This window comes from Novosphingobium profundi, from assembly GCF_018491765.1.
GTDB lineage: Bacteria > Pseudomonadota > Alphaproteobacteria > Sphingomonadales > Sphingomonadaceae > Novosphingobium > Novosphingobium profundi.
Genome location: NZ_JABWCU010000008.1, coordinates 263,246 through 275,033 on the forward strand (window position 1 = coordinate 263,246; position 11,788 = coordinate 275,033).

Sequence of the window (11,788 nt, forward strand, 5' to 3'; positions counted from 1 at the left end):
TCGTGCACGGTGAGCATGGGGAGAACGCGGTTTGACCTGTCCGGCGCTGATCGACTTCGAGGCGAGCTGCCTGCCCGAATACGGGCAATCCTATCCGATCGAGGTCGCCATCGCCCGCGTCGACGGGCGTAGCCGAGCCTGGCTGATCAAGCCTTCCCCGCAATGGCGCTACTGGGACTGGTCGCAGGAGGCCGAGGACCTCCACGGCATTTCGCGCGCGATGCTCGAGGCCGAGGGGCAGCCCGCGACGCAGGTCGTGGCCGAGATGATCGCCTTTACCGAGGACTGCGACCTCTACGCCGACGCCGATCTTGACGAATACTGGTTCGAGGTGCTGTGCCACGCGGTGGGGCGAGCGATGCCCTTCCCGATCCGGTACCTTGGCGAATTCATCGGGCGGCGCGGCTATACCCGCGAACAGGTAGTGCGCGCGCTCGAGGCGGCGAAGGCCGAGCTGCCCCAGGAACATCTCGCGCGCGAGGACGCCAAGCGGCTGGCGATGATGGTCAAGCTCCTGCTCGACGAACCGCCGCAGGGGCTCAGCCGCGCGGCGGTGTGAGCCGGATGTGCGGGATCTCTCAGGTCTCGCCGAAAAGGCTGCGCTGCGAGGCTTCCATTTCCTCGAAATAGCGCCGGCGCGCGTGGCGTTCGGAGACGACGCCGACCACCCGCCCGATCCCGTCCACCACCGCCAGCTCGTCGGCCCCGGCATCGTCGAACAGGCGCAGCATCGCGCGCATGTCCGAGGCGGGCGAGAGGTGCTTGCCGGTCAGCCGTGCAAGCTCGGCGAGCGGTGTCTCGGGATCGAGGTCGGGATTGTAGGCGGCTTCGGTGGTGACGATGCCGGCGTAGCGCTGGTCGTCGTCGGCGAGAATCGCCTTGCTGGCCGAGCCCAGCGGCACGCGCGCGCGGAATTCGTTCACGCTCAGCGCGGCGGGCGCGCTCACCCAGTCCTTGCGCATGATCCGCCCGGCGGTGAGTCCCACCATCCAGCTGATGTCGCGCGGGCTGCGGATGATCGATCCGCGCACGTGCAGGCGCCAGGTCGAGAACGAATAGCCGAAGAATTCGCGGGTGAAGGCGCTGGCGACGAGCGAGGCGGCCAGCACCGCGCCCATCAGCGCGAAGTCGTGGGTGGTTTCGAGCACCAGCATGGCGAGCGTCATCGGCCCGCCCACGATCGCCACCGCCATCGCGGCCATGCCGACCAGCGCGGCGTCGTTGGGGGCGAGGGTATGGCCAAGCGCGAGCATGTCGAGCGTGCCGGCGAAGATCAGCCCGACCAGCGAGCCCAGGAACAGCGAGGCGAAGAACAGCCCGCCGCGAAACCCGAAGCTGAGCGAGATCACCGAAGCCGCGATCTTGAGCGCGAGGACGACAAGCAGGAACGAGACTGGCGGCAGCAAGGCAAGGTTGAGGTGCATCGCGCCGTGCCCGGCCGAAAGCGACTGGGGCGAGACGAAGGCGATCGGCATCAGCAGCAGGCCGCCGATCAGCGGGCGCCAGCGGGCGATCCGCTTGAGCTTCTGGACTTGCGCCTCGCAGCTCGTGACGAGGCGCATCACGACGATGCCGACGACCGCCGAGACAAGGCCGAGCAGCATGTAAAGGGCATAGTCGATTGTCGAAACGCTCGGGTCCACGCTCGTCGCGATGAGGTAGGGCTCGACGCCCAGCGCGCGGGTGACGAAGGCGGCGCCCAATGCGGCGGCGATGACCGGGGCGACGGCGGCGGGGGTGTAAGTGCCGATCACGATCTCGAAGGCGTAGAAGGCGCCCGCGAGCGGGGCCCCGAAAGCCGCACCCACCGCGGCGCCCGCGCCCGCGCCGACCAACGTGCGCATGTCCGCGCGGCGCAGCTTGAGCGCCTGGCCCAGCACCGAGGCCACGCCCCCGCCCATCTGCGCATAGGCCGCCTCGAGCCCGACCGAGGCGCCCGCGCCATTGGAGATGATCGTCTGGGTGCAGATGATGAGGTTGTCGATGAAGGGAATGCGCCCCGCGTGCAGCGCATTGGCCTCGACCACGTCGATCGGTGCGCGGCGGCGGCGTTGGAGCACACGGGCGAGGGCAACGAGCAGCAGTCCGCCGAGCGGCAGCGCGAGCAGGCGCCAGGGATGGTGAATTTCGCCCAGCGCACTCAGGCGATTGAGGCTGACCCCGTAGAACAGGCGCTGGAAGGCGTGGGCGATGAAGCCCTGGATGTTGGTCAGCGCACCGGCGGCGAGGCCGGCAAGCAGCGCGAGCACGATGAACGCCGATTCGCTCTGGCGCAGGCGATGACGGTGGCGCTGGATGAAGATGCGCAACGGGCGCGGAACGCTCTGGCGCAGCGCGCGCGCGGGGTCGCGCCGGGCGAGGCGCGCGATCGCGGTCCAGGGGCGTGGCGTCACCCTTGTGCCCTTCTGGCCGCTGCCCGCATCATCGCCTCAACTCTGCTGGGCGGCCTGAAGCGCCGCGTCGCACTGGCGCCGCGCGTCGCGTCGCTCCTCGACGAGCCGTTCGGCCATGCGCGTGGTCAGCGCGCAGCCGCGCTCGGGACGGATCGGGTGCTTGCGGCGGCACCCTGCCTCGGTCGAGAACCAGTCGTCGGCGCAGTCCTCGTAAGCCGCCTCGTCGGCCGCGCTCTGCGCCCGGCAGGCGGCGGTCCAGTGGTTCTTGTAAGTGAGCTCGGCCCCGCTGACGCAATCGGCGTAGGCGTTCTGGGCGATCTTCTCGCGGCGCGCCTTCTCGGCGAGCGCGTCGCTCTGCTGGCGCACGACGTCGACGTGCTCGGTCATCGCCTGGCTCTGCGCCCGGATGTCCTGTGCGGGCAGATAGATGCCGTAGTAGAAGCCGACGCCCGCCCCCGCCATCAGCGCGGCGGCCGCGAGCGAGAGCTTGAGGATGGCGTCGGCGTGCTTGACCATCGGGCTTACGAGGCGCTCTTCTCGCGGGCCACCTCGCGCCAGCCGATGTCGCGGCGGGCAAAGCCGGTGGGGAAGTCGATGGCATCGAGCGCGGCGTAGGCGCGCCCCTGCGCCTCGCTGACCGTGGAACCCACGCCGGTCACGTTGAGCACGCGGCCCCCGTTGGCGACCAGCGCCCCCTCCTTCACCGCGGTGCCCGCGTGGAACACCTTCACGTGTTCGTTCTCGTTGGCCTCGATCCCGCGGATTTCGCCGCCCTTCTCGGGCGTGTCGGGATAGCCCTTGGCGGCCATGACCACGGTCAGCGCGGTGGCGTCGGAAAAGCGCGGCGGGGCGACCGAGCCGAGGCGGTTCTGCGCGCAGGCGTGGAGCAGTTCGACGAGGTCGCTCTGCAGGCGCATCAGCATGACCTGGCATTCCGGGTCGCCGAAGCGGCAGTTGTACTCGATCAGCTTGGGGCCTTCGCGCGTCAGCATGAGGCCGAGGAACAGCACGCCGTTGTAGGGCACGCCCTCGTCGGCCAGCGCGCGCACGGTGGGCGCGATGATGCGGGTCATCGTCTCGGCCTGGAGCGCGGGGGTGAGCACGCGCGCCGGGCTGTAGGCGCCCATGCCGCCGGTGTTGGGGCCGGTGTCGCCGTCGCCCACGCGCTTGTGGTCCTGCGCGCTGGCGAAGGGGACGATCGTCGAGCCGTCGGTCAGCGCGAAGAAGCTGGCTTCCTCGCCCTCGAGGAATTCCTCGACGACCGCTTCCGCGCCCGCCTCGCCGAAGCGGCCCGAGAAAATCTCCATGATCGCCATCTCGGCTTCGGCCATGGTCATCGCGACGGTCACGCCCTTGCCCGCGGCAAGACCGTCGGCCTTGACCACCACGGGCGCGCCGAAGCGCGCGATCGCGGCAAGGCCATCGGCTTCGTTGGTCACGCGCTCGTAGCCGCCGGTGGGGATGTCGGCCTTGGCGCACAAGTCCTTGGTGAAGCCCTTCGAGCCTTCGAGCTGGGCGGCACCCTTGTTGGGGCCGAACACGGGAATGCCTTCGCCGCGCAGCGAATCGGCAAGGCCGTCGACAAGCGGCGCCTCGGGACCGATCACGACGAGGCCGATGCGCTTGTCCTCGCAAAAGGCGATGACGGCGCCATGGTCGGCGACGTCGAGCGCGACGCAGGTCGCATGGTCCGCGATCCCCGGATTTCCGGGGGCAGCGTAAAGCGTTTCGCAGAGCGGGGATTGCGCCAGCTTCCAGGCCAGCGCATGTTCGCGGCCGCCCGAGCCCAGCAGAAGGATGTTCATAGCCCCGTGCCTTTCAATCGATCCTATGACGATGACAATACCGAATACGGTCGTTCGCAGGGGCTGGTAGCGAAGGAGGGCGCAGGGGACAACGCCGCGCCGCTCTCGATTACCGAGATTTCCGCTCTGCTGAAGCGCACGGTCGAGGATCGCTTCGGCTTCGTACGCCTGCGCGGGGAGCTTTCGGGCGTGAAGCGGGCGGCCTCGGGACACCTCTACTGCGCCTTGAAGGACGACAAGGCGGTCATCGATGGGGTGATGTGGCGCGGCGGGGCGCAGCGTCTCGCGTTCCGCCCCGAGGACGGTATCGAGGTCGTCGCGACCGGCAAGCTGACGACGTACCCCGGCCGCTCGAAGTACCAGATCGTGATCGAGACGATGGAGATTGCGGGCGAGGGGGCGCTGCTCGCGCTGCTCGAGAAACTGCGCGCGCGGCTCGCCGCCGAAGGTCTCTTCGCGCCCGAGAGGAAGCGCGCGTTGCCGTTCCTGCCGCGCACCATCGGCGTCGTCACTTCGCCCACCGGCGCGGTCATCCGCGACATCCTCCACCGCCTGGCCGACCGCTTCCCGAGTCGGGTGCTGGTCTGGCCGGTGCTGGTGCAGGGCGAGGGCGCCGCGCAGCAGGTGGCGAACGCGGTGCGCGGTTTCAGCGCACTTCAGCCCGGCGGTCCGGTGCCGCGTCCCGATCTCGTCATCGTCGCGCGCGGCGGCGGCTCGATCGAGGACTTGTGGAGCTTCAACGAGGAAGTCGTCGTGCGCGCGGTCGCGGAATGTTCGATCCCCGTGATTTCGGCGGTCGGGCACGAGACCGACACCACCTTGTGCGACTACGCCGCCGACCGGCGCGCGCCCACCCCCACCGCCGCCGCCGAGATGGCGGTGCCGGTGCGCGGCGAACTGCAGAACCAGCTGGACGAGATGGGCCTGCGCATGCGCCGTTCGGCGCTGCGCCCCGTCACGCTCGGGCGCGAGCGGCTCGAAGCGCGCGTCCAGCGCCTGCCCCGGCCCGACGCGATCCTCGCGCTCAAGGCGCAGGCGCTCGACGACCTGACCGACCGTTTGCGGCGCGGGCTCAAGGACAAGGCCGGGCAGAAGCGCGAGCGGCTCGGTGTCGTCGCCGCGCGGCTATCGCTGCCGCTGCTTCAGCGCCAGGTCATCCAGGCCGGCAAGGACCTCGCCGGTTCCGGGCTCGATCCGCGCCTGCTCACCCGGCGCTGGGCGCAGGATCGCGACCGGCTCGCCCCCTTCGCGCGGGTGCTGCCCCAGCTCGATCCGCGCCGTCCGCTCCAGCGCGGCTATGCGCTGGTCAAGAACCGCGAAGGCCAGGCGCTGACCTCGCGCGCGAAGGCGGGTGCCGAGGCGCACCTCGTGCTCGAATTCCATGACGGCGAACTGCAGGTCGCGGTGGGCGACGAAGCGCCGGTAACGGCTCCGGCGCCCACGGCGCCCGAGGCCGCCCGCCGGCCCGCGCGGTCGAAGAGCACGGAGTCGCGACAGGGCGATTTGTTTTGACGGCGGCGCTCTGCTAGCTTTGCCCCATGCTTATGACGTCTGCTGATCGCCCCGCGAAACTCGCCTTTGGTCCCAACGGGTTCCGCATGCTCACCCCGGGGAGCTACGTGAACTGCGCGGTGACCGGAGAGCCGATTTCGCTGGAGGAGCTGCGCTACTGGAGCGCCGAGCGGCAGGAGCCTTACGCCAGCGCCGAAATCGCGACCCGTCGCCTGCTCGCGGACGCCTGATCGGACGGGGAAACGCCATGACCAAGAACGTACGCATGCCGTTCCCGGGCCGGATCGCCCTGGGGAGCGCGCTCGCTTGTGCGCTGGCCCTCGCCGGCAGCCTCGCACTTTCCCGGCAGGAGGCGCAGGCCGCCACGGCCGCCGTCGACCTCGGCTTCTCGGGTGAGGTGACTCAGGGCGGCTGGATTCGTGGAATGGCGCCCAAGGGGACCGTGTCGCTCTCGCTCGATGGCGAGTCGGTGGGAGTTGACCCCGCGAGCGGCCAGTGGTTTGCCGCCTTCGACCGCGACGCCAAGTCGAGCGTGACGCTCGAGGCGAAGCTTGCCGATGGACGGGTGGTCGACCGGACGATCAGCGTCGCGCCGCGCCACTGGAACATCGAGAACATCAACGTTGCCCGCACCGCGAAAGGCCCCTCGGAGGCCTTCATGAAGATCCGTCGCCCCGAACTGGCGCAGATCAACGCCGCGCGTGACATGCGTACCGGCGCCAAGGGGTGGATGGAGCACTTCATCTGGCCTGCGAAAGGGCGGATTTCGGGCCGCTTCGGCTCACAGCGCATTTACCGCGGCGAGCCGGGTGCCTACCACTCGGGCATCGACATCGCCACCGGCACCAGCGGCACGCCTTTCGTGGCGCCCGCCGACGGGGTGGTGATCCTCGCCGCCGACAAGCCCTTCTCGCTCGAGGGTAATCTCCTGATGCTCGACCACGGCAATGGCCTCAACAGCGCTTTCCTGCACTGCTCGCAGATCCTCGTGAAAGTGGGCGATCACGTGAAGCAGGGGCAGGTCATCGGTAAGATCGGCATGACCGGTCGCGCCACGGGGCCGCACTTGCACTGGTCGCTGAAATGGAAGGACGCGCGTCTCGATCCGATCCTGTTCACCGGACCGATGGATTGATCCAACCCGTAGCGGTTGAACAGCCAGCCTTTCCGGCCTGATCTGCGGCCACCCGACCAAGGAAGCTCCCGTGCGCCGCAGCCTCGCCCTAATTGTGCTTGTCCTGGGATTGCTGATCCCGACGTGGATGCAACGACCGCTGATTCCGAGGGATCAGAGGGGGGCCATCACGTTCGCACGCGAGACCATTTCCAATCCCGCCCGCCTTGCAAGCGATCTTGGCCCATTCCGCCTTGAGCAAGCCTGGCACCTGAGCAGTTTGCGCAACGGCGGCTATTCCGCCCTGCTTGCGCCCTCTGACCACGGTCTCGTGGCGATCAGCGACACGGGCTGGTCGGCGCGGTTCGAACTGCGTGAAGGCCAGCCCCCCGACTACAGCGTACACAAGGTCGGCTTGCGCAAGGGAAGCAGGGGCAAGGAACTGCGCGACATCGAATCGGCGACCCGCGATCCCGCAACCGGGACGGTCTGGCTGGGGATGGAAGGGGTCAACGCCATCGTGCGTACGAACCCGAAATTGCAGGAGCAGGCGCGCGTGATGCCCCAGGAGATGCGGCACTGGGGCACCAATTCCGGGCCGGAAGCGCTCGTCCGGCTTGCCGATGGACGCTTCCTCGTCCTGCAGGAGACCGGCATCGCCGGCAGTGGAGGACGACGCCATGAAGGATTCGTCTTCGCGGGCGACCCGACTCGCGGCGCGCGCGGCGCGCGCTTTGAATTCGAGGGGCCGCGCAACTTTGCGGTGGTCGACATGGCCCAGCTGCCCGATGGACGGGTCTTGCTGCTCATGCGCCGCCTGGTCTGGCCGATGCCGCTGCGCTTTGCCGGGCGCATCGTGATCGCCGATCCGCGTCAGATCGCGGCAGGAAAGGTCTGGACCTCGCGCCAAGTTGCGGTGCTGGCATCGGACATGCCGATCGACAATTTCGAGGGTCTTGCCGTCTCGGGCGAGGCGCGAAAGGACGGCCGCGTGACGGTCTGGCTCATCTCCGACAACAACATGATGAACGACTGGCAGCGAACGCTGCTCTGGAAGCTCTCGGTCGACCCGGCCGAGTTGCCCTGACCGGACCGGATACTTGCCCCGCCGAGTGAAGAAGGCCGCGCCCTGGCGGGCAGGAAGATAGTCTTGCTGATCGCCCGATCGTCGCCGATGCCCGTGCTGCGCAGCACAAAGGGCGCGCGGAAAACCGCACGCCCTTTCGTGACACACATCGAAGATGCGCGGCGCTGTAAGTTCACCCCTTGCGGGGCGAAGCTATCAGGCGGCCTGCTGCTTCTTGAGCTCGCGCTTCACCTTGACGGCGCGCGGGCTGAGCTTGGCGTCCGAGGTCTTGAGCAGCCAGTTGTCGAGGCCGCCATTGTGTTCGACCGAACGCAGGCCGTGGGTGGACACGCGGAACTTGAAGCTGCGGTCCAGAGCTTCCGACATCAGCGTGACGTTCTGCAGGTTGGGCAGGAAGACGCGCTTGGTCTTGTTGTTGGCGTGGCTGACGTTGCAGCCGACCTGACGGCCCTTGCCGGTCAGTTCGCAGATGCGGGACATGTTTACTCTCGCTCGAAAAAAACGGTTGCCGTTAATACGGGAAGGCGCGCCCTTACTGATTCCCTGTGCAAAGGTCAAGTTGCAAGGCCGCATTTCGCAGGCTAGCGCTGGGTCATGACCCGCTGGCCGCTCCCTCCATACATGGCTCTCGCCCTCGCGCAAGCCCGGCAAGCCGCCGATTCGGGCGAAGTGCCGATCGGCGCGGTGGTGGTGAAGGACGGAAAGGTGATTGCAAGCGGCCGCAACGCCCCGCGCACGAATCACGACCCCACCAGCCACGCCGAAATCGAGGCGATTCGCGCGGCGGCGCGGGTGCTGGAGGACGAGAGGCTGACCGGCTGCGAGCTGTGGGTCACGCTCGAGCCTTGCGCGATGTGCGCGGGCGCCATTGCCCACGCGCGCATCGAGAGGCTCTACTACGCCGCCAGCGACCCCAAGGGCGGTGCGGTCGAGCACGGCGCGCGCGTCTTCGACCATCCCCAGTGCCTGCACCGCCCCGAAGTCTATTCGGGCATAGGCGAGGCCGAGGCGGCGGCGCTGCTGCGCGATTTCTTTCGGGAAAGAAGGTAGACATTTCGAGGGCCATTGCCCTCGAGCTCCCAAAATCGTCGAGTCCATCGTGCTCGATCGACGTAGCGTGCGAAAGGTGAGGTCGCCTGTTTCGGGAGCCCGAGGGCGATGGCCCTCGGAAATCTTTCCTAGAGTCCTCGCCAGATCTTCATCGGCGCTGCATCGCGCGCGCCGAACTGGTGGCTGGCGCAGGCAGTGGGCCGGAAGTCGCGCCCGTAGCAGAGCCGGACCTCACGCAGCCAGCCGCCCTTGCTCAGTTCGATGCCGATCGCCTCGCGCCGCCAGCCCGAGGTGGTCTCGAGAAAGGCGTTGCGAAAGTCGCCGGCGGTGAGGCCCTGTTTGCGTGAGAGGCGGTCGGCGTCGGGCCAGTGGAGCGAACGCCACAGGATCGCGCTTACCTTGAGGTACTTCTCGGGGGTCGGGGCCATGCAGCTGCCGTGTTTGGCCCATTCGTGCGCGAGGAGCCCTGGCGAGGGGGTCATGCACAAATGTTGGCGCAGCGTGGCGGGGCGCGGAAGCGGCAGGGTCTGGCACCACTGTGGGGGGCTTCCAGACGCCGCCTCGGGCCAGAGGCCGTGGAGGACGAAGCCGAAGCGACCGTAACGCCTGTCGCACTGCATCGAGCTGGTGTTTCGGTGGGTCTTGCACCAGTCGGGCGACCAGCTGGCCGCGAGCGTGTAGCCCGCGATCGGCCGCTTGCGGGTCGGCCCGTCGGGCGTGATCGGGCGGAGCGGCGGCAGGCTGCGGGGCACGCGGCACTGGTAGGCTTGCGCCTGGGCGGTCTGCGCCATCGGAGCCAGCGCGAGGAACAGGGCGAGCGCGATCCGGTGCATGTCAGCCGAAGATGTCGGCGTGATCGGGCAGGCGCCCGCGCGCCTTCAGCCAGCCTTGCGCGTCGCCTCGGTAGAGCATCGCGACGGCGGCGATCTGGAGCAGCGTGGCCAGTCCGGTGGGCAGCACGTAACCCCATCCCAGCGCGATGTAGGCCGCCCGGTCGATCACCATCGTGACGAGGCTGAAGGCGGTCAAGCCGCTGAAGATCCAGGCCGAGACCCGGCTCGCGCGCCGCGCCACCGCATACCAGAAGCACAAGTTGTACCCGCAGACCCAGAACATCGCGAGCAAGGGCCCTGCCGCGGCGAAACCGAGCGCCAGCGCCTGGGCCCGCAGCACGGGGGCAAACACCACGAGCGTCGTGAGCGCGACCAGCGTCGCGGCCAGCAGGAGCCAGCCGAAGATCCGGATCGACGTTGGTCTCGGGCTCATTGCGCGGCGTTCACAGCGGGGTGAAGTCGAGCCCGATGTCGGCGGCGGGCGCGCTCTGGGTCAGGCGGCCGACCGAGACGTAAGTCACGCCCGAAGCCGCGATCGCACCGATGGTGGCGAGGTTGACGCCGCCCGAAGCCTCGGTCGGAACGCGGCCCGCGACGAGGGCGACCGCTTCGCGCAGCCTGTCGGGCCCCATGTTGTCGAGCAGAAGATGGTGCGCGCCCGCCTCGATCGCGGGTTCGATCTGATCGAGGTGGTCGACCTCGCAGATGATCTGCGCGACGCCGGCTTCGCGCGCCCGCGCGACCGCCGGGCCGACGCCGCCGGCGACGAGGACGTGGTTGTCCTTGATCATCGCTGCGTCCCACAGTCCCATGCGGTGGTTCTGCGCCCCGCCCATGCGCGTCGCGTACTTTTCGAGGTGCCTGAGGCCGGGGATCGTCTTGCGCGTGTCGAGCAGCGTCGCATGGCCCGCCATGGCCTCGACGTAGCTGCGCGTCATCGTGGCGATGCCCGAGAGGTGCTGCACGGTGTTGAGCGCGCTGCGCTCGGCCGTCAGCAGCGCGCGCGCGTTGCCGGCAAGGCGCATGAGGCGCGTGCCGGGCGAAACCTGCGCCCCCTCGGCGACGAGGATCTCGATCTCCATCGCCGGGTCGAGCGTGCGGAAGAAGGCCGCCGCGATCGGCAGCCCCGCGACGGTGATCGCGTCGCGCGAGTCCATGACGCCCGAAAAGCGGGCCTCAGGCGCGATCACGCTCTCGCTGGTGACGTCGCGGCCGCCGCCGGGAAGCCCCGCGCCGAGGTCTTCGTCCAGAGTCGCCGAAACGAAGGCGTCGAGGTCGAAGCCCTTGATCGAAAAGGGCGCGTGCGCGGGGGCGGAAAGATGTGCCTGGGTCATGCCCAAGTCCATGCCAAGGCGATGGCCACCTGTCGAGAAGTTGGTGCGGGCTCCATTTGCAAATTATGCACAAGAGGCGTATAAGGCTCCCAACACGAGCTCACGGCCAAGAGGCGCTCGTGGCTGCAAGACCCTTGAGAGTTCCTGGCTGCACACACGCCGTTCATTCGTGTCGTCTGTCCGCGCCGGAAGCCCGTTCGGATCGCTGTACAGCCCATTCCTGCCGAAGCCCGGACGCATCCGCGTCTCCGGGCGCTTTTCGGCTGCCATCCTGGCCGATCGGCTCGCGTTTGCGGAGCTGTTCCGGTGCGTCGCCACGGGGTGATGCACGGCGTGGCTCCGTCTGACAGCAACGCCGCATCGTCGGCCCGATTAGGAGCAGTTTCCATGGCCCAAGGCCCCCTCAAGCCCTTCCTCATCCAGAAGGACGACACGGGTAACTTCCGTCTCACCGTGCGCACCACGCGCTACAACTCGATCGGCTACCCGATCGTCTCGTCCAAGCTGCAGGACGAGATCTTCGAGACGCAGTCGGCGGCCAAGGCCTATGCCCGCAAGAACTTCAACGCCGAAGCCGGCGAATACGCGACGAAGTAAGCACGTCCTCGCGCAGGACGGGTGCAACGAAAAGGGGCCGCGGCGGACGATCGATGTCCGCCG

Annotated in this window: 14 protein-coding genes; 7 read left to right on the forward strand and 7 right to left on the reverse strand. The window is 68.5% G+C overall.

The genetic code is table 11. The annotated features are described in order from the left end of the window. Window positions 1-31: 31 nt before the first annotated feature. Complete coding sequence (locus HT136_RS11100; RefSeq protein WP_214199820.1) at window positions 32-559, forward strand: 3'-5' exonuclease; 528 nt, start codon at window positions 32-34, stop codon at window positions 557-559. Window positions 560-578: 19 nt separating this feature from the next. Here the strand turns inward: HT136_RS11100 and HT136_RS11105 are convergent, their stop codons facing one another. The 3 genes from HT136_RS11105 to purD all read right to left on the reverse strand — a co-directional run bounded on the left by HT136_RS11105 (window position 579) and on the right by purD (window position 4,198). Next, window positions 579-2,333 (reverse strand): chloride channel protein, encoded by a 1,755-nt coding sequence (locus tag HT136_RS11105; protein WP_214199856.1) that lies wholly within the window; start codon window positions 2,331-2,333, stop codon window positions 579-581. A gap of 96 nt (window positions 2,334-2,429) precedes the next feature. Continuing rightward, window positions 2,430-2,909, reverse strand: a complete 480-nt coding sequence (locus tag HT136_RS11110) for a hypothetical protein (RefSeq protein WP_214199821.1) — start codon at window positions 2,907-2,909, stop codon at window positions 2,430-2,432. Window positions 2,910-2,914: 5 nt separating this feature from the next. After that, window positions 2,915-4,198: a phosphoribosylamine--glycine ligase gene (gene purD, locus HT136_RS11115; RefSeq protein WP_214199822.1), complete on the reverse strand. Its 1,284-nt coding sequence runs from the start codon at window positions 4,196-4,198 to the stop codon at window positions 2,915-2,917. Between purD and xseA the strand changes: the two genes are divergently transcribed. From xseA to HT136_RS11135, 4 genes are all read left to right on the forward strand, one after another. Continuing rightward, window positions 4,160-5,710 carry an exodeoxyribonuclease VII large subunit gene (gene xseA / locus HT136_RS11120; RefSeq protein ID WP_214199823.1) on the forward strand — a complete coding sequence of 517 codons (1,551 nt, stop codon included), beginning with the start codon at window positions 4,160-4,162 and terminating at the stop codon, window positions 5,708-5,710. The two genes, purD and xseA, sit on opposite strands and share 39 nt — an antisense overlap. 26 nt (window positions 5,711-5,736) lie before the next feature. Next, the gene (locus HT136_RS11125) at window positions 5,737-5,940 is read left to right on the forward strand and encodes a DUF2093 domain-containing protein (RefSeq protein ID WP_214199824.1); all 204 of its coding nucleotides are present in this window, start codon (window positions 5,737-5,739) and stop codon (window positions 5,938-5,940) included. Window positions 5,941-5,957: 17 nt separating this feature from the next. Beyond that, window positions 5,958-6,845, forward strand: coding sequence for a M23 family metallopeptidase (locus HT136_RS11130; protein ID WP_246543598.1), 888 nt, complete (start codon window positions 5,958-5,960; stop codon window positions 6,843-6,845). Between the two features lie 70 nt (window positions 6,846-6,915). Further along, window positions 6,916-7,911 carry an esterase-like activity of phytase family protein gene (locus tag HT136_RS11135; RefSeq protein WP_343222165.1) on the forward strand — a complete coding sequence of 332 codons (996 nt, stop codon included), beginning with the start codon at window positions 6,916-6,918 and terminating at the stop codon, window positions 7,909-7,911. Window positions 7,912-8,106: 195 nt separating this feature from the next. Here the strand turns inward: HT136_RS11135 and rpmB are convergent, their stop codons facing one another. After that, entirely contained in the window at window positions 8,107-8,391 is a 285-nt protein-coding gene (gene rpmB, locus HT136_RS11140; protein ID WP_214199825.1) for a 50S ribosomal protein L28, read from the reverse strand. A gap of 114 nt (window positions 8,392-8,505) precedes the next feature. Here rpmB and tadA point away from each other — a divergent pair, with 114 nt between their 5' ends. Then, complete coding sequence (gene tadA / locus HT136_RS11145) at window positions 8,506-8,961, forward strand: tRNA adenosine(34) deaminase TadA (RefSeq protein ID WP_214199826.1); 456 nt, start codon at window positions 8,506-8,508, stop codon at window positions 8,959-8,961. A gap of 128 nt (window positions 8,962-9,089) precedes the next feature. Here tadA and HT136_RS11150 read toward each other — a convergent pair whose 3' ends face one another. Genes HT136_RS11150 through nadC form a run of 3 tightly spaced genes read right to left on the reverse strand, consistent with a single transcriptional unit; the run spans window position 9,090 to window position 11,128 of the window. After that, window positions 9,090-9,794 carry a ribonuclease T2 family protein gene (locus HT136_RS11150; protein ID WP_246543599.1) on the reverse strand — a complete coding sequence of 235 codons (705 nt, stop codon included), beginning with the start codon at window positions 9,792-9,794 and terminating at the stop codon, window positions 9,090-9,092. Window position 9,795: 1 nt separating this feature from the next. Beyond that, the gene (locus HT136_RS11155) at window positions 9,796-10,227 is read right to left on the reverse strand and encodes a hypothetical protein (protein ID WP_214199827.1); all 432 of its coding nucleotides are present in this window, start codon (window positions 10,225-10,227) and stop codon (window positions 9,796-9,798) included. Window positions 10,228-10,237: 10 nt separating this feature from the next. Further along, window positions 10,238-11,128, reverse strand: coding sequence for a carboxylating nicotinate-nucleotide diphosphorylase (gene nadC, locus HT136_RS11160; RefSeq protein WP_214199828.1), 891 nt, complete (start codon window positions 11,126-11,128; stop codon window positions 10,238-10,240). A gap of 387 nt (window positions 11,129-11,515) precedes the next feature. On the opposite strand from nadC, the gene HT136_RS11165 reads away from it, so the two are divergent. Continuing rightward, the gene (locus HT136_RS11165; RefSeq protein ID WP_214199829.1) at window positions 11,516-11,725 is read left to right on the forward strand and encodes a hypothetical protein; all 210 of its coding nucleotides are present in this window, start codon (window positions 11,516-11,518) and stop codon (window positions 11,723-11,725) included. Window positions 11,726-11,788: the final 63 nt, after the last annotated feature.